The following is a 17,849-nucleotide window of genomic DNA, read 5'->3' on the forward strand; positions in this document are numbered from 1 at the left end:
GCATGACGGATCAGAACTTAATTTATACAGGCAAGGCCAAGGACCTCTACCGGACGGACCAACCAGGCATTCTCAAGATGGTTTACAAGAACCAAGCCACAGCAGGCAATGGAGCCAAGAAGGAAGAAATTCCAGGTAAGGGCGTCCTCAACCAAGCCATCAACCAGCTCATTTTTACTTATTTAGCCGAGGCAGGGATCCCTACCCATCTCGTCGAAGTCTTGAATGCACGTGAAGAATTGGTTAAGGAAGCTCAGATGTTTCCCCTAGAAGTTGTCTTCCGCAACTATGCGGCAGGGAGCTTCGTCAAGCGCCTCGGCGTGGAGAAGGGGACGCCCATTGAAGATGGGGTCTTGGAATTCTTCTATAAGGCAGATGCCTTGAATGACCCCTTCATCAATGACGACGATATCCGCTTCCTTCAAGCGGCAACGGAAGCAGAACTCCAGGAGATCAAGGCGCTAACCCGTCGGATCAATACGCTCTTAGTTGACTTGTTCAAGCAAGCCGGACTGATCCTCGTTGATTTTAAATTGGAATTTGGTCGCACAGCAGCAGGCGAGATTGTTTTGGCAGATGAATTCTCTCCCGACAATGCCCGCCTCTGGGACGTCGAGACCAAAGCCTCTTTCGATAAAGATATTTTCCGCAACGATGAAGGGGATATCATTCCCTTCTATGAAGCGGTGCTCAGCCGACTCGAAGCCCTTACCCAAGCCTAGACCACAAGGAGGACCATGATGTATCAAGTTGAAATTTTTGTAAGTTATAAGGAATCGATCTTAGACCCTCAAGGTAAAGCCATCCAGCAAGCCGTCCACCAGATGGGCTATCCAGAAGTCGAAAGTGTCCGCCAGGGCAAATACTTTGAGCTTGAAATCGCCAAGGATGTCGCAGATGTCCAAGCCACAGTTGAAGCAATCTGCGACAAACTCTTGGCCAATGTCACCATGGAAGCTTACCGCTACACCATTAAGGAGGGTTAGGCATGAACTTTGCTGTGATTCAATTTCCTGGGTCGAATTGTGATGAGGACATGTTCCATGCTATTCGTGATAGCCTAGGGGAATCGGTAGAATTTGTTTCCTCAGACGCTGATGACCTTAGCGGCTATGATGCTGTGATGCTACCGGGAGGCTTCTCCTTTGGGGACTACCTCCGCTCAGGAGCGATTGCAGGTTTTGCTCCTATTATGACGGCTCTCAAAGACTTTGCGGCTTCAGGTAAGCTCGTCTTAGGGACCTGCAATGGTTTCCAGATCCTCTGTGAGGCGGGTCTCTTACCCGGTGCCTTCTTGCGCAACCGCGATCTGCACTTTGTCTGCAAGCAACAAGCGCTCAAGGTTGAAAATCATCACACGGCTTTTACAAGCCGCTACCAGGCTGGTGAGACTATCCAGCTGCCTATCGCCCATGGTGAAGGGAATTATTATTGCGATGAAGCGACCCTAGCTGACTTGAAGGCTAAGCAACAAATTGTTTTCACTTATGCGGGGGAAAATCCCAATGGTTCAACGGCTAATATTGCAGGGATTTGTAATGAGGCGGGCAATGTGATCGGCCTTATGCCCCACCCCGAACGGGCAGTGGAAGCACTCATTGGCGGTATCGATGGTTTGCGGGTCTTTGAATCCATGCGCGACTACCATAAGAACTTAGGAGGGCAAGCTTAATGGCTAATCAAGAATTAACAGCAGAAGCAATCCAAGAAGAAAAGATCTACCAGGAATGGGGCCTGACCGACGAAGAGTATGCCCATATTCGCGATGATATCCTCGGGCGCCTGCCCAATTATACGGAAACCGGCCTCTTCTCCGTGATGTGGAGTGAGCACTGTTCCTATAAGAATACCAAGCCTATCTTACGAAGCTTTCCTTCAGAAGGGACCCAAGTTCTCCAGGGCCCGGGCGAAGGCGCGGGGATTGTGGATATTGGGGATGGTCAAGCCGTGGTCTTTAAGGCAGAAAGCCACAACCATCCCTCAGCGGTGGAACCCTATGAAGGGGCTGCGACTGGAGTGGGTGGGATTATCCGCGACATCTTCAGCATGGGGGCACGGCCCATTGCAGTCTTGGACTCCCTTCGTTTTGGCGAATTGGATGATGCCCGTACCAAGTATATCTACCAGGAAGTCATCAATGGGATTGCGGGTTACGGCAACTGTATCGGCATTCCTACAGTGGGGGGCGAGATTGCCTTCGATAATTGCTACCGCGGCAATCCCCTCGTCAATGTCATGTGTGTGGGGCTCATGGACCAAAAAGATATCCAAAAGGGCCGGGCAGCGGGTGTCGGCAATACCATTCTCTATGTCGGCGCTAAGACCGGCCGGGATGGGATCCATGGGGCGACTTTCGCCAGTGCAGAATTCAGCGATGACCATGACAGTCAGCGGTCAGCTGTCCAAGTGGGCGATCCCTTTATGGAGAAGCTCCTATTAGAAGCCTGCTTAGAAGTTATCCAGACCTGCCAGGAAGAATTAGTTGGTATCCAAGACATGGGAGCGGCTGGTCTTGTCTCCTCCAGTTCTGAGATGGCCTCCAAGGCAGGGACAGGCTTACGTCTTAACTTAGACCAAGTGCCCCAGCGTGAAACCGGCATGACGCCTTATGAAATGATGCTGTCTGAATCCCAAGAACGGATGCTCCTCTGCGTGAAGAAGGGGAAGGAGGCTAAGATCCAAGCCATCTTCAATAAGTACAAGCTCCATGCCGTGAAGATTGGCGAGGTAACGGATGATGGCCGCTACCGGCTCTTCCACCAGGGGCAAGAAGTGGCTAATGTCCCAGTAGATGCCCTGGCGGAAGCGGCTCCTGAATATCAGAGAGAACAACGCTTGCCCCAGCGCTTAGCCCAAGCTGAGACCAAGCAATACCAGCCCCAATTTACCGATGCTAAGGCGACCTTGGAAGCCCTCCTCCAGCAGGGAAGTATTGCTTCTAAGCGGTCTGTCTACGAAACTTATGACACCATGGTCCGGACGTCTACCGTAGAAGGGCCAGGAACGGATGCGGCGGTCCTCCGTATTCGCGGCACGCAAAAAGCCCTGGCTATAACCACTGACTGCAATGCCCGCTATATCTACTTGGACCCTGAACGTGGGGGCCAGATCGCAGTTAGCGAAGCCGCCCGGAATATTGTCGCTAGTGGGGGCCAACCCCTTGCTATCACCGACTGCTTGAACTATGGGAACCCAGAAGATCCAGAAATCTTCTACGAATTGGCCCAGTCAGCAGCAGGCATTGCCAAAGCCTGCCGCCAGCTCAATACGCCGGTCATTTCAGGCAATGTTTCCTTGAACAACGAGAGCAATGGCCAGGCCATCTACCCCACCCCTATGATTGGGATGGTGGGCTTGATCCGCGACCTGTCTGAAGTGACCACCCAAGCCTTCAAGGCAGCAGGCGACTTGATCTATAGCATTGGTGAAACGGATGATGCCTTCAATGGTTCAGAACTCCAATACTTAGAAACCGGCCAAATCTCTGGTCAACTCTTTGACTTTGACCTGGACCAAGAAGCGGCCAACCAAGCAGCCGTCCTCCAAGCTATCCAAGCAGGCTACCTGGCTTCAGCTCATGATTTAAGTGAAGGGGGGCTGGCGGTAGCACTCGCTGAGTCCGCCTTTAAGACGGGCCTAGGCCTTGAGGCTACTTTTGCGGGGCCAATCCGTCAAGTCTTTAGTGAGAACCAGTCGCGCTTTATTGTTTCTGTCCATCCAGACCAGCAAGCCGCCTTCGAGGCAGACTTCGGCCATCATTTTCATTTGATTGGTCAAGTCACTGCTGATGCCAGCTACCGCTTGCGGGCAGAGGATGGCGAGATCCAAGCTGATGTGGCAGATTTACAAGCATTATGGGAAGGGGCCTTAACGTGTCAACTGAATGCCAAGAGCAAATAATTTCTGAAGGGGACTACCTGTCAACCTATATTGATGAAGCGACTTATGACCTCCCCCATGAAGAGTGTGGCTTGATCGGAATTTGGAACCATCAGCTAGCTGCCCGCTTAGTCTTCTATGGGCTGATGGCCCTCCAACACCGGGGCCAGGAGGGGGCAGGCATTACAGCCCTTGAAGGCAATGGTCGGATGAAGGATATCCGTGGCCTGGGTTTGGTGAGTGAAATCTTCAAGTCCATGGACCAGTTTGACTACCTCCAAGGTCAGGCTGCCTTGGGTCATGTCCGCTATGCGACTTCGGGGGAGCACTCCCTCCACAATATCCAGCCCTTCCTCTTTCATTTTGAAGAAGGGGATATGGCCTTGGCCCACAATGGCAACCTAGTCAATGGCCGGTCTCTCCGCCGTGACTTGGAGAATAAGGGGGCCATCTTCCGGTCGACTTCGGATAGTGAGGTCCTCATGCACTTGATCCGCCACAGCCAAGAAGCAAACTTTATCGACCGGGTGAAGGCAGCCTTGAAGCAGATCAAGGGGGGCTTTACCTATATCTTGTTAACCAGCCAAGGTCTGGTTGGCGCCTGCGATCCTAATGGTTTCCGCCCGCTTGTAGTCGGGCAATTGGCTGATGGCTCCTATGCCATGGCTAGTGAGTCCTGTGCCCTCGACCAGATTGGCGCCAAGGCTCTCTTCGATGTGCAGGCGGGTGAACTGGTGGTTATTAACAGCCAGGGTATCCACCGGCAGTATTATACGGAAGACCGCCAACAAGCCATTTGTTCCATGGAATATATTTACTTTGCCCGGCCTGATTCCACCATCCATGATATTAACGTCCATACCGCCCGCAAACAATGTGGCGCCTGCCTAGCCCAGGAAGCCCCTGCTCCTGAGGCAGACTTCGTGGTCGGGGTTCCGAATTCTTCCTTGTCAGCGGCTAGCGGTTATGCGGAAGCGGCCCACTTGCCCAATGAAATGGCCTTGGTTAAGAACCAATATGTGGGGCGTACCTTCATCCAGCCCAGCCAGGAAGAGCGGGAGCGAGGGGTCCGCATGAAGTTATCCGCTGTCCGCAAGCTTCTAGAGGGCAAGCGGGTGGTTATGGTGGATGATTCGATTGTCCGAGGCACGACCTCTAAGCGGATTGTCAGCCTCTTGCGGGAAGCTGGGGCTAGGGAAGTCCATGTGCGGATCGCCTGCCCGCCCCTCAAGTATCCCTGCTTTTATGGGATTGATATTTCAACGACCCGAGAGCTAATCGCCGCCAACCATACGATTGATGAGATGTGTGACTTGATTGGAGCAGATTCCCTGGCCTTTCTCAGTGAAGAAGGACTCATGGAAGGGATCGGCTTAGCGACTGATGCGCCGTACGGAGGCCTCTGCATGGCCTACTTTAATGGGGACTATCCAACAGGTCTCTACGACTATGCCGAAGAATACCATCAAGCTTTAGCAGAAGAGGAGGAAAAGCATGGATAATGCCTACAGCCAAGCTGGTGTCGATGTGACCGCAGGCTATGAAGCCGTCCGTCGCATGAGCAAACACGTTGAAAAAACCCGTCGTCCAGAAGTACTCAGTGACTTAGGGGGCTTTGGCGCTGCCTTCTCATTGAAGGCATTTGACTACCAAGATCCGGTCCTTGTTTCAGGAACAGATGGGGTGGGAACCAAGCTTCTCTTAGCCATCCAAAGCCAAGTTTACGACCAAATTGGGATCGATTGTGTGGCCATGTGTGTCAATGACATCCTCGCTCAGGGGGCAGAACCCTTGTATTTCTTAGACTATCTGGCGGTGGCCAAGAATGACCCGGCTATAATTGAAGCCATCGTCAAAGGCGTCTGTACAGGTTGCCAAGAAGCTGGCGCTGCCCTAATCGGGGGTGAAACAGCAGAGATGCCGGACATGTACACGGGCAATGACTTCGACCTGGCAGGCTTTGCGGTGGGGATTGCCGACCGACAAGCCCTTATCCAGAAGAAAGCAGTCAAAGCTGGGGATATCCTAGTTGGTTTAGCCTCTTCGGGGCTCCATTCCAATGGCTATTCCTTGGTGCGCAAGGTCTTCTTCAAAGACCATGACTTTGCCCTCGATGAACCCCTTGATTTAGTGCCGGAAGCAGCCAGTCTAGGGGAAGAATTGCTGAAGCCCACGCGGATCTATGTGGCTTCCCTCCTTCCCCTCCTTCAAGCGGGTAAGATCCATGGGCTAGCCCATATTACAGGGGGCGGCTTCATTGAGAACATTCCCCGCATGTTGCCTGAGGGCCTCTGTGCCCAGATTGATCGCGGGACCTGGCCTGTCTTAGCTATCTTCAAGGCCTTGGCCCATTATGGTCAAATTCCTGAAGAGGACCTGTATGAAATCTTCAATATGGGAATTGGGATGGTCGCTGCTGTTGCGGCTGACGATCTCGAACTTGTCCTCGCTGACTTAGAGGCAGCGGGAGAAGCTGCTTATGTTATTGGCCGGGTGGTTGAAGACTCAGACCATAAGATTCAAATTCGTTAAGGAGGATACCATGCGCTGTGCTGTATTTGCATCCGGTAATGGGTCGAACTTTCAAGCCCTGGCCCAAGCCTTCTCAGATGGCCAGGAGGGGATTGACCTAGTCTTTCTCTTCTCGGACCAAGCCGGAGCCCATGTACTCGACCGAGCCGAGCCATTTGGAATTAAGACCTATCACTTTAGTCCCGAAGACTTTGCCAACCGCCAGGGCTATGAGGAGGCCCTCCTTAAGCTCTGCCAGGAAGAGGCCATCGATTGGATCATTCTAGCAGGCTATATGCGGGTTCTCCATGCCCCCTTAGTCCAAGCCTACCCCCAAGCTATTATTAATATTCATCCTTCCCTCCTTCCTGCTTTTCCCGGGCGTCATGGCATTCGTGATGCCTACCAAGCAGGAGTGGAGGAGACGGGGGTAACCGTCCATTATGTGGATGCTGGAATCGATAGTGGAGAGATCATTGCACAAGTCCATTTGCCCATTGAAGCAGGGGAAAGCCTGGCCCAGCTGGAAGAGCGAATCCATCAATTAGAACACCAAGTCTACCCCGCTGTTATTCGTCAATTGAAAGGAAGAGAAGATGCCAAGAGCCTTAATTAGTGTGTCCAATAAGACTGGAATTGTTGACTTTGCTAAGTTTTTAGCGGACCAGGGGATTGAGATCATGTCGACCGGGGGGACCCTCCAAGTCCTCGCCGAGGCGGGCGTGCCTGCAATTGCTGTCGAAGAAGTCACAGGTTTTCCCGAAATTCTGGATGGCCGGGTCAAGACCCTCCATCCTAAGATTCATGGGGGACTACTAGCCCGACGCGACCAGGCCAGCCATCGCCAAGCCTTGGCCGACTATGGGATTGAAGCGATTGACTATGTGGTCGTCAACCTCTACCCCTTCAAGGAGACATTGGTCCAAGCCCATCCGAGCCATGCGGACCTGATTGAAAATATTGATATCGGCGGGCCTTCTATGTTGCGGAGTGCAGCCAAGAACTACCAGTCTGTAACGGTCCTCACAGATCCTGCTGACTATGGTCGGGTCCGGGCTGAACTAGAAACTAACGGTCAAACGAGCCTAGACTTAAGGGCCCAACTCGCAGCCAAGGTCTTCCGTCAGACCGCCCAGTACGATGCCTTGATTGCCCAGTATCTGACAGCCTATGTTGGAGAGGAAGAAGTTGAAAAATTGACCCTGACTTATGACCTCAAACAAGAGCTTCGCTATGGGGAGAATAGCCACCAGGCAGCTGCCTTCTACCAAGACCCCCTAGCCCCAGCCTATAGCCTGGTCCAAGCCCAACAGCTCCAAGGAAAAGAACTTTCCTACAATAATATTAAAGATGCGGACGCGGCCTTAAGAATCCTTGCTGAATTCCAAGAACCGACTGCTCTTGCGGTCAAGCACATGAATCCTTGTGGCTTAGGCCAGGCTGAGACCATCGAATTGGCTTTCCAACGCTGTTATGAAGCGGATTCCCAGTCCATCTATGGGGGCATTGTGGCCGTCAACCGGCCGGTGACCCAGGAGCTAGCTGAAGCGCTCAGGCCGATTTTCTTAGAAATTGTGATCGCTCCTTCTTTTGACGCGGAAGCCTTAGAGATATTGTCAGCTAAGAAGAAGCTCCGTCTCTTAGCCCTCGACCACTTCGACCAAGCACCGGCTCCAGCCAAGGAGTATGTGTCCGTGATGGGAGGACTCCTGGTCCAAGACCAAGACATTCCCCAGGCAGTCCGAGCAAGCGACTGGCCGGCTATGGGGCAAGTGCCTGCCGATAACCGCCAAGACCCTGCCCTGGAACTGGCTTGGAAGTTGGTCAAGCATGTTAAGTCCAATGCTATTGTGGTAGCGAATGCCGTTCAGAGCCTAGGAATTGGTGCTGGCCAGATGAACCGGGTGGGGGCCTGCGAGTTGGCCATCCAACAAGCCCTAGCCAATTCCCATGATGTGGACCAGTCGCATATGGTCCTAGCCAGTGATGCCTATCTGCCCATGGCTGATACGGCAGAATATGCGGTGGCCCATGGCATCCAAGCGATTGTTCAGCCCTCGGGGTCCATTCACGATGACGATTCCATTGCAGTGACCGATGCGGCTGGGATTCCCATGCTTAAGACCGGACGCCGGCATTTTAGACACTAGGAGGTTGGCATGAAAGTATTAGTGATTGGTGGGGGCGGCCGTGAGCACGCCCTAGCCCGTAAATTTAAGCAGAGCCCTAATGTTAGTCAAGTGTATTGTGCGCCAGGCAATCCTGGCATGAAAGCGGATGGAATTGACCAGGTGCCCCTAGCCGTTGACCAGCTGGATGAGCTTCTCGACTGGGCCCAAGCCAGAGGGATTGATTGGACTTTTGTAGGGCCTGAACAGCCGCTCTTTTTAGGGATTGTTGACCGCTTCCGAGCTGCTGGTCAGAAGATCTTCGGCCCGACTCAGGCCGCTGCTCGTTTGGAATCCTCCAAAAAATTTGCCAAGGAAATCTTATTGAAGCATGGCATTCCTACAGCTGACTACCGGTCTTTCGAAGACTTGGCGGCGGCCCAGGCCTATGTCCGGACGGCAAGCTTCCCGCTAGTAGTCAAAGCGGACGGTCCAGCAGCCGGTAAGGGCGTCGTGATTGCCCAAAACCTAGACGAGGCTGAAGCTGCCCTAGCTGATATGTTGGCGGACAAGCGTTATGGCGCCCAGTCCCAGGTGGTGGTTGAAGAGTATTTAACCGGTCCCGAATTTTCTTTCTTTAGCTTGGTCCATGACGGTCAAGTCCTCCACCTCCCTACAGCCCAAGACCATAAGCGGGCCTATGACCAGGACCGTGGCCCAAATACAGGGGGCATGGGAGCTTATGCCCCGGTTTCCTTTGTTGATGAGGCGCTTTATCAGGAAGTGGTAACGACCATTGTCGAGCCCACGCTCCGCGCCATGGAAGCGGCTGGCCATCCCTATAGTGGGGTACTCTATACCGGTCTCATGTTGACAGCGGCTGGTCCCAAGGTGATTGAATTTAACACCCGCTTCGGCGATCCCGAGACCCAAATCCTCATGCCACTATTGGCGGATGACTTCGCGGATACCATTAGCCAGCTCCTGGATGGCCAGCCTGCCCAAGTGACCTTGAAAGAGGACCGCCCCAGCCTCGGGGTTGTTCTAGCTGCAGAAGGCTATCCTAATCCCTATGTTAAGGGGATGGACCTAAGCCCTCTGGTTCAAAGATGTCCGGCTGACATCTCCTTGGTCTATGCAGGCGTGGGTGAGCTGTCAGGTCACTTGACTGCCCAGGGCGGTCGTATCCTTATGGCAGTGGCCCAGGGGGATGACCTGGCCCAAGCAGCTCAGCGCGTCTATGCCTATCTCGACCAAGAAGCTATCCCTCAGACCTTCTACCGCCACGACATTGGCAGCCAAGCAATCACTCGCCCTAAGGAGGAAAAGATTTCATGATTCCACGCTATACCCGTCCCGAAATGGCCCAAGTCTGGTCCGATGAGAACCGCTACCAGTGCTGGCTAGAAGTTGAAATCCTAGCAGCCGAAGCCTGGGCTGAACTGGGCGAAATCCCTAAAGAAGATGCCCAAAAGATTCGTGAAAAGGCCCACTTCGATGTGGACCGCATCTTAGAAATTGAAGCCCAAACCCGCCACGATGTGGTCGCCTTCACCCGCTGTGTGTCTGAATCCCTCGGCCAAGAGCGCAAGTGGGTCCACTATGGGCTGACATCAACGGATGTGGTGGATACGGCCCAAGGCTACCAGCTCAAACAAGCCAATGACATTATCCGGGAAGATTTAAACTGGTTCTTAGAGATCTTGAAGAAGAAGGCCCAGAAATATAAGCATACCGTCTGCATGGGCCGGACTCATGGCGTTCACGCTGAACCCACAACATTTGGGCTGAAGCTAGCCCGCTACTATTCGGAAATCAAACGCCAAATTGACCGCTTCGACCATGCCGCGAAAGGCGTAGAAGCTGGGAAGATTTCGGGTGCAGTCGGCACCTTCGCCAATGTTCCAACGGCTGTGGAAGCCTATGTCTGCGACCACCTCGGCATCCGAGCCCAGGAAATCTCCACCCAGGTGCTCCCTCGCGACCTCCACGCGGAATATATTGCTTGTTTGGCACTGATTGCGACCTCGATTGAAAACATGGCCACCGAAATCCGCCATTTGCAGAAGTCGGAAACCCGGGAAGTGGAGGAATACTTCGCCAAGGGCCAAAAAGGCTCTAGCGCCATGCCCCACAAGCGCAATCCGATTTCCAGTGAGAATGTGACGGGTCTAGCCCGGGTCTGCCGGGGCCACGTGGTGACCGCTTATGAGAATGTGTCCCTCTGGCACGAACGGGATATCTCCCATTCCAGCGCGGAGCAGATTATTTTGCCAGATACGACGATTTTGGTTAACTATATGATCCGCCGTTTCGGCAAGATCATTGAAGACCTGACTGTCTTCCCCGACAACATGTTGCGGAACATGCAGGCTACCCATGGTCTAATTTATAGCCAACGCCTGCTTTTGAAGCTGGTCGACCAAGGTTTGTCGCGGGAAGCGGCCTATGATTTGGTCCAACCTCTGACTGCTCAGTCCTGGGACGACCAACGCGACTTCCGCGAGCTGGTTGAGGGCAACGAACAAATTACTGATTTACTCAGCCCAGAAGAAATCGACGACGCCTTCGACTACCACTACCACCTCCAACGGGTCGATGAGATTTTCGATCGTTTAGCTATATAATAGAAGGAACTGGAAAATATCTATGCAAAAAAGCCTAGCAGGTCGGCCTGCTAGGTTATTTTCTTATACCTCACTTCATAGGCCTTGACTGACGAGGCAGCAGTTAAAGTCAGACTTACTTGCTTGTAAGCGTATTATTTTGCTAAGCTAGAGATAGCCTTAGATTGTATCTGGAGAGGGGAGTTAGCTTATGTACTTTGTCTTCTTTTTTATCGTAATCTTTTGTACGCTTATGGCTAATGGTCTCGTCGTGGATTATTTCCAGCTGACGAGTCACTGGGAGAAGTTTTTAAGCTTCTTTATGATTTACTGCTGTTTCTCCTTTGTCTTGAAATTTATTTTCAAAAAATTCGGCAAAGATATTTAAAGCAAAAGCGCTAGTCCCTCACGACCTGAAGGGGTCAGAGGAACTGGCGCTTTGCTTCTTGGTATTATACTTTTAAATAGAGGTGACTAGCAATTTCTATGACAGTTATTGTTTGGCAGGACTGGAGCGTTGATATGGGACTTTTTACAGGAGGTTATGAACAGCTTCGTGGATCTTCTTGGCAATATAGGGGTTGTTCATGGTATAGAGGTGGATGCCGTCGACGCCTTGGCTGATCAGGTCGACGATCTGGTTGACGGCATAGGCAATGCCGGCGTCGCGCATGGCGACGGGCTTGTCTTGGTAGCGGTCCATCATCTTGACGAACTTGTCGGGGAGTTTGACCCCGCAGAGGCTGGTCATCCGTTCAATCTGCCGCTTATTAACGACAGGCATGATGCCAGCTTCAATGGGGACGTTGATATCAGCGAGTTCACAGCGCTCACGGAAGGCGTAGAAGTCCTGGTTATCGAGGAAGAGCTGGGTGATGAGCTGGTCAACCCCGGCATCCACCTTGGTTTTGAGGTGTTTGATATCTTGGACCTTGTCCTTGCAGTCGACATGGCCTTCGGGATAGCAGGCAGCAACGACATTGAAGTCGCCCTTGTCCTTGATGAAGCGGACCATGTCGGAGGCATAGCTGAAGTCACCTGGCTGGTAGTCCTCACTGGGCAGGTCTCCGCGCAGGGCTAGGATGTTCTCGACTTGGAGGGCCTTGAGTTCGTCTAATTTCTCTTCCAGCTCGGCCTTGGTCATCCCAATACAGGGCAGGTGGGCAATGCTTTCAATACCATAGCTCTTAATCGTTTGGGCAATCTTGAAGCTTTCTTCCTTGTTGGCCCCACCCCCAGCGCCATATGTGACGCTGATACAGTCAGGGGAGAGGCTTTTGAGTTCTTCTAGGGTCTTATAGATAGTTTGTGGGCCTGAGCTCTTCTTAGGTGGGAAGACTTCGTAGGAGAAGACCGTTTTTTCTTTAAAAAGTTCTTTCGTTTTCATGGCGGATTTCCTCTGTAGCTTGGACCAGGTGCTTGAGGGAGGCCGTGGTTTCTTCCCAAGCGCGAGTCTTTAGCCCGCAATCGGGGTTGATCCAGACTTTCTCAATGGCGACCTTGTCCAAGATCTTTCTAATGGTGCTTGTGATTTCATCGATGGAAGGGACGCGGGGTGAATGGATGTCATAAACGCCGGGACCAACCTCGGTTTGGAAGTGCTGGGCGTTTAGGCTATCGAGAATCTCCAGGTCGGACCGGGAGGCTTCAAAACTGATCACGTCGGCATCCATCTGGTCGATGGCGGGAATAATGTCGGTAAACTCGCTGTAGCACATGTGGGTGTGGATCTGGGTGGTCGGCTGAACCCCGCTGTGGACCAGGCGGAAGGCTGGAATAGCCCAGTCGAGGTATTGGCTGTACCAGTCGGACTGGCGGAGGGGAAGCTTCTCGCGCAAGGCAGCCTCATCAATCTGGATGATGCGGATACCATTAGCTTCTAGGTCGAGAACTTCATCACGGATGGCCAGGGCAATCTGGTAGGTGGAGGTCTTAATGGAGATGTCTTCACGCGGGAAGGACCAGTTAAGGATAGTCACCGGCCCCGTTAACATGCCCTTAACCAGGTGGTCTGTTTGATCCTGGGCATAAGTCGACCAAGGAACCGTCATGGCTTGGGGTCGGGAGACATCTCCCCAGATAATCGGAGGTTTCACACAGCGGGTCCCATATGACTGGACCCAGGCGTATTGGGTGAAGAGATAGCCTTGGAGTCTTTCTCCGAAGTATTCCACCATATCATTACGCTCGAATTCGCCATGGACCAGGACATCGAGACCAATTGCTTCTTGGCGGTCGAGGCAGTCTTTGATGGCTTGACGGTTGAAGGCCTCGTATCTAGCTTGGTCAATCAAGCCCTTCTTGAAGTCGGACCGATTCTTCTTCACTTCTTTGGTTTGGGGGAAGGAGCCAATCGTTGTTGTCGGCAGTAGGGGGAGTTGGAAGCTTTCCTTCTGTAAGGCCTCCCGCTCTGCAAAAGCCGGCCGTCGGGTAAAAAGCTCCTCCGTGATTGCTTGGACCCGTTTCTGGACTCTCGGATCATTGGCATCGGGTCGGTGGGCAAAGAGGGCCTGGTTGGCTTGGTAGCTTGGCGCATCCGCCCCTTCGCCACCAGCTAGGTGTTTGAGTTCTTGGAGTTCTTCTAATTTCTCCTCGGCGAAGGCGAAGTGGGCCTTGTAGTCAGCCTTTAATTTTTCCTCTGGGGCCAAACGATAAGGCACATGGAGGAGGGAGCAGGATGTATTTAAAACTAAGGCGATGCCCTGAGCTTCTAAGCGCTCAATTAAGGATAGGGTCTTGGCATAGTGGTTGCGCCAAATGTTCTTGCCGTTGACCAGGCCGGCGAAGAGAAGCTTGTCTGTTGGGAAACCATATGCTTCCACCAGGTCCAGGCTCTTCCGGCCTTCCAGGAAGTCCAGGCCAATCCCGTCAAAGTCGAGGGCCACGAGCTCTTGGTAGATATCGCGGACATCCCCAAAGTAAGTCTGGAGGAGGACCTTGACAGAAGCTTTGTGCGGCAGGATAGCTTGGTAGAGGTCAAGGAAGAGTTGGACGTCTTCCGCGCTGAGGTCGTAGACCAAGTCAGGCTCATCGAGCTGGACCCAGGCGACACCCTCTGCTGCCAAGGCTTGGAGGAGGTCACTATAGGCTTGGCTGAGGGCTTCCTTGAAGTCTTGGGCGGTCTTCTGACCGAGGTAGCGGAGCTTCTTGAGCAGGGTGAAGGGACCGATGAGGCTAGGTTGGGTCTCAATTCCTAGGGCCCTAGCTTCCCGGTAATGGTCGAGAATCCGGCTGCTAGCGAGTTCGATGGCTGTATCATCTTCAATTTCAGCAACCATGTAGTGGTAGTTGGTATTGAACCACTTCTTCATGGCCAGGGCCTTGACATCCCCCGCTTCGCCCTGGTAGCCCCGGGCCTGGGCGAAATAAGTATCCAGTTCAGTGAGCTGGAGGTCCCGGTAGCGCTTGGGCACGATGTTGAAGAGGACCGCCGTATCTAGGAAGTGGTCATAGAAGGAGAAGTCATTGGAAGGGATGAAGTCTAGCCCGCTTGCCTGCTGCTTGAGCCAGTGAGCTTGGCGGAGTTGACGGGCCGTCTCTTGGAGGTCGGCCTCCGTGATTTCATGGCGGAAGTATTTTTCAGTTTGGAATTTGAGTTCGCGTGAGGCCCCGATACGCGGGTAGCCGATAATGGAAGTTTGCATAAGACGCGCTCCTTTGCTGTTCTTAATTTTTAAGGAAGTACATTTTTGAATGGCTTAAGTATAGCAGAGGAGGGCTTAGGGGCGGTAATACGCACTTTGAATCAAGAAGAATAGGCAATCGCTATGGATAAAGATTGAGAGTCTGGATCCAAAATAAATGAAAATCGATTGGTCTTATCATTTCAGAAGAAAGCCATTTTTTGATAAAATAGAGCTGACAATGTACGAGCCGAGGGGGAGCTCGAGTCCTTCTCATCAATCGCTAAAAGGAGCGCCTATGTTAGAAAAAATCAAAAAAATACCGGCAGGAACTTTCCTCGTCCCGATGTTTATCTCTATGGTTCTATATACCCTGTGGCCCAATCTCTTTAAGATTGGGGGAATTAGTCAATCCCTCCTAGCTGGTGAAGGTCAGGGCTTTATCATTGGTTTGCTCTGCTTCTGTTCAGGGGTAGGGATCGACCTCAAGCGTCTAACCCGGGTCCTTAAGCGCCAGGGTGTCCTCTTCTTAGTCAAATTAGGAATTGCCTTCCTGGTGACCCTTGCCTATTTACGCTTCTTTGGGGAAGGCGGCATCTGGGGGATGCCGGCTGTTGCTGTAACGACAGCTCTTTTGAGTATTAATCCAGCAATCTATCTCTCCATCAGCGAGGAATATGGCAATGCGGATGACCCCTACGCTTTTGGCCTAACCAGCCTCTTCTGTATCCCTCTCTTTCCCATGATTATCTTCGGGATGGTCTACTCCAGTGGGGGCTTCGACTGGATGCCGGTCCTGTCGACCCTCCTGCCCATGCTCTTAGGCATCATCCTGGGCAATATCGATAAGCAATTTGCTGACCTCTTTGGCCCGGGCCTCAATGTCCTGATCCCTTGGTTGGGCTGGTCGATTGGCCAGGGAACCAATGTCCTAGAAGCGATTAAGGCGGGACCGACTGGTATTCTCTTAACCTTAGTTGTAGTCATCTTCATGTTACCTCTCTCCATCGTTGACTACCTCGTCCTAGATAACGATGGGACAGCTGGCTTGGCCATGCTCAATGTGGCGGGCTTGTCGACCTCCGTTCCTGTAGTCCTGGCGAGTAGCTATCCCCAACTCTTAGACTATCAAACTGCCGCCGTCTCCCAGATTCTCGCATCGGTGGTTATCCTCAGCTTTATCAGTCCTATCCTCACCGAACGTTGGTACAAGCACCTCCAGCAAAAAGATAATAAGTAAGAAGAAAATCCGTCACACCATTCGAAATGGCTTGTGACGGATTTTACTTGACCAATCTAGGAAATTTCTGTTGCCTATTAGGAGAAGTTTATTATGGTATAGACAATCAAGTAAAAAACCAGTAAAGCTATCTCTTTCTTTTAGGGATAAATTTGCTGGTTTTAATTTTAGAAAAATAAGATCCTATTTTTTCACTTCTTAGTTTCCTTGTGGCTCGTCCAGGAAGTTTGAAGATCTACGCGGCGGTTTCGTGCGAAAGAAAGTGATTGACCATTGAATAGTTTGACCTGGCGTTTCCGAGAATCAACTTGGTCAATTTGGTTGAGATTGACTAAAATAGACCGAGAGAGTTTGAAGAAATCCTCTAAGTCCTCGAAATCTTTGAGAGCGGCATAACTTTGGATGCTCTGGGTGAGGGTAGAAAACTCAATAATATGGGGCGTTCTGGTGGTTTGGATGGAGCAAATATCAGCAAGAGCTAGCTGGTAAGTTTTGGGACCAGATTTAATATAGAGGTTTGATTGGTTAGAACTAGTGTGGTCGGGATAAAGTCGTTGATAGAAAAGATTAAAGCAGGTAAAAATCTCTTGTCTGAGCCTCTCGCTATCTTGCTTAGGGATATAGGCCAAGGGCTCGAGGTAGTGAGCTAGTGTCAGCGGGGCATAACTAGGATGCGAAGTGATGAAGACAATTCGTCCAGAAGGGTCGAAATGCTTAATTTGATCGGCTAGTTCCAATCCAGAAGCCTCTCCCTTAATTTCGATATCTAAGAAATAGAGTCCAGTTTGGCGAGGCTTGTCTTGAATTAAAGCTAAGATATTTTTGGGGACTGAACTCGTATTAGCCAAGTAGAACTGGTCATCATGGAAGAGGATATAGTCCTCTAAGATAGCTTGGATGTCTTTACGATGGTTTGGATTATCTTCGAGCAGATAGACAGGATGCATGAGACAGGCCTTCTTTCTATGGATTCCTGATATAAAGTTCAGCACAGAACTGTTGGTCGATATAGCTGAGGTTTAGCCAGGCATTTGGGTACTTGTCGACAATATCCTTTAGGTTAGCTAAGCCGAGTCCATTATGTCCCGCTTTAGTTGAATGTCCTATCTGTTTAGCTTCTTCAATATTGACTGCTGAGCTGGGATTTGTAACTTTTAGGCAGAGTCCCCAATCACTTTTGACGAGGAGTAGGGTAATGGGCTTAGTTTTTAACGACTTGTCAATTGTAACGGCTTCATTCGCATTATTGATTAGAATAGAGAGGCAACGCAAGAAATCAAGTGTAGCTATGGGGAGGTCCTGGATAGGACGTAGGCACTCAAATTGGTAAGAAATCCCTTCCTTCTCCCATTCCATTAACTTAGCCATCAAGAGATAGCGCAAGTCCATGACTTCAATTTGTTTGAGGTTAACAAAGTTGAAATGTGAGTCTTGAGGCATTTCTTCTTGAATATATGCAGCTAAATTATCTAAGTAGGTTGACACATGCTCCAAGTTCCCATCCTTCACCATGAGTTGAGAGAGGGCCAAAAGATCATTGAGGTCATGTCGAATTTTGCGAATCGTCAGATAGTTCTTGTCTAGGCGATCTAAGTAGATAGCTAGATCTTCTGCCCGTACAGCCTTTGCCTGCTTTTCTTGTTCAATAATTTTTTTTTGGGAATAGATGTAAGTAATTGAAGCGCCAGAAAAGAATTGAAAGCTCATGAAAAGCAATAAGACTAAAAGGAGGAGAGAATAATTAATCGATTCATTACTGAAGAGATAAGAAATAAAGCTGAAGAGGATAATCAAGGAAATCAATAGAGTCGACATGGTTCTAGAAGCAAAGCATGAATCTTTGACCTCTAGAAGCTGCTTTCTAGTTTTCCTCAATAATAAA

The 17,849-nt window shown here is 51.2% G+C and carries 15 protein-coding genes; 11 read left to right on the forward strand and 4 right to left on the reverse strand.

Annotation, left to right across the window (positions count from 1 at the left end):
- Positions 1–2: 2 nt before the first annotated feature.
- Genes purC through purB form a run of 10 tightly spaced genes read left to right on the forward strand, consistent with a single transcriptional unit; the run spans position 3 to position 11,125 of the window.
- Positions 3–722, forward strand: a complete 720-nt coding sequence (purC, locus tag F6I03_RS04740) for a phosphoribosylaminoimidazolesuccinocarboxamide synthase (RefSeq protein WP_070431531.1) — start codon at positions 3–5, stop codon at positions 720–722.
- Between the two features lie 18 nt (positions 723–740).
- Positions 741–986, forward strand: a complete 246-nt coding sequence (gene purS / locus F6I03_RS04745; RefSeq protein WP_070431530.1) for a phosphoribosylformylglycinamidine synthase subunit PurS — start codon at positions 741–743, stop codon at positions 984–986.
- A gap of 2 nt (positions 987–988) precedes the next feature.
- Positions 989–1,672, forward strand: coding sequence for a phosphoribosylformylglycinamidine synthase subunit PurQ (gene purQ, locus F6I03_RS04750; RefSeq protein WP_070431529.1), 684 nt, complete (start codon positions 989–991; stop codon positions 1,670–1,672).
- A complete protein-coding gene (purL, locus tag F6I03_RS04755; protein WP_070431528.1) occupies positions 1,672–3,900 on the forward strand; it encodes a phosphoribosylformylglycinamidine synthase subunit PurL in 2,229 nt (742 codons plus the stop codon). Before purQ ends, purL begins: the two co-directional genes overlap by 1 nt.
- Positions 3,901–3,917: 17 nt before the next feature.
- On the forward strand, positions 3,918–5,381 hold the full coding sequence (gene purF, locus F6I03_RS04760; RefSeq protein ID WP_224788495.1) for an amidophosphoribosyltransferase: 1,464 nt from the start codon (positions 3,918–3,920) through the stop codon (positions 5,379–5,381).
- Positions 5,374–6,411 (forward strand): phosphoribosylformylglycinamidine cyclo-ligase, encoded by a 1,038-nt coding sequence (gene purM / locus F6I03_RS04765; protein ID WP_070431527.1) that lies wholly within the window; start codon positions 5,374–5,376, stop codon positions 6,409–6,411. Before purF ends, purM begins: the two co-directional genes overlap by 8 nt.
- A 10-nt stretch (positions 6,412–6,421) precedes the next feature.
- Positions 6,422–7,006 carry a phosphoribosylglycinamide formyltransferase gene (gene purN, locus F6I03_RS04770; protein ID WP_070431526.1) on the forward strand — a complete coding sequence of 195 codons (585 nt, stop codon included), beginning with the start codon at positions 6,422–6,424 and terminating at the stop codon, positions 7,004–7,006.
- Positions 6,987–8,540, forward strand: coding sequence for a bifunctional phosphoribosylaminoimidazolecarboxamide formyltransferase/IMP cyclohydrolase (gene purH / locus F6I03_RS04775; protein ID WP_070431525.1), 1,554 nt, complete (start codon positions 6,987–6,989; stop codon positions 8,538–8,540). The genes purN and purH overlap by 20 nt, the downstream gene beginning before the upstream one ends.
- Before the next feature lie 9 nt (positions 8,541–8,549).
- On the forward strand, positions 8,550–9,836 hold the full coding sequence (gene purD, locus F6I03_RS04780) for a phosphoribosylamine--glycine ligase (RefSeq protein ID WP_070431524.1): 1,287 nt from the start codon (positions 8,550–8,552) through the stop codon (positions 9,834–9,836).
- Positions 9,833–11,125: an adenylosuccinate lyase gene (gene purB, locus F6I03_RS04785; protein ID WP_150983076.1), complete on the forward strand. Its 1,293-nt coding sequence runs from the start codon at positions 9,833–9,835 to the stop codon at positions 11,123–11,125. The genes purD and purB overlap by 4 nt, the downstream gene beginning before the upstream one ends.
- Before the next feature lie 511 nt (positions 11,126–11,636).
- Here purB and metF read toward each other — a convergent pair.
- The gene (gene metF, locus F6I03_RS04790) at positions 11,637–12,491 is read right to left on the reverse strand and encodes a methylenetetrahydrofolate reductase [NAD(P)H] (protein ID WP_070430220.1); all 855 of its coding nucleotides are present in this window, start codon (positions 12,489–12,491) and stop codon (positions 11,637–11,639) included.
- The gene (metE, locus tag F6I03_RS04795) at positions 12,469–14,748 is read right to left on the reverse strand and encodes a 5-methyltetrahydropteroyltriglutamate--homocysteine S-methyltransferase (RefSeq protein WP_070430219.1); all 2,280 of its coding nucleotides are present in this window, start codon (positions 14,746–14,748) and stop codon (positions 12,469–12,471) included. The genes metF and metE overlap by 23 nt, the downstream gene beginning before the upstream one ends.
- A 277-nt stretch (positions 14,749–15,025) precedes the next feature.
- Between metE and F6I03_RS04800 the strand changes: the two genes are divergently transcribed.
- Positions 15,026–15,967, forward strand: a complete 942-nt coding sequence (locus F6I03_RS04800) for a 2-keto-3-deoxygluconate permease (protein WP_070430218.1) — start codon at positions 15,026–15,028, stop codon at positions 15,965–15,967.
- A gap of 191 nt (positions 15,968–16,158) precedes the next feature.
- Here the strand turns inward: F6I03_RS04800 and F6I03_RS04805 are convergent, their stop codons facing one another.
- Complete coding sequence (locus F6I03_RS04805; protein WP_070430217.1) at positions 16,159–16,914, reverse strand: LytR/AlgR family response regulator transcription factor; 756 nt, start codon at positions 16,912–16,914, stop codon at positions 16,159–16,161.
- A 16-nt stretch (positions 16,915–16,930) separates the two neighbouring features.
- Complete coding sequence (locus F6I03_RS09750) at positions 16,931–17,782, reverse strand: GHKL domain-containing protein (RefSeq protein ID WP_070430216.1); 852 nt, start codon at positions 17,780–17,782, stop codon at positions 16,931–16,933.
- Between the last annotated feature and the right edge of the window lie 67 nt (positions 17,783–17,849).

The organism is Aerococcus sanguinicola (genome assembly GCF_008726925.1).
Classification (GTDB): Bacteria; Bacillota; Bacilli; order Lactobacillales; family Aerococcaceae; genus Aerococcus.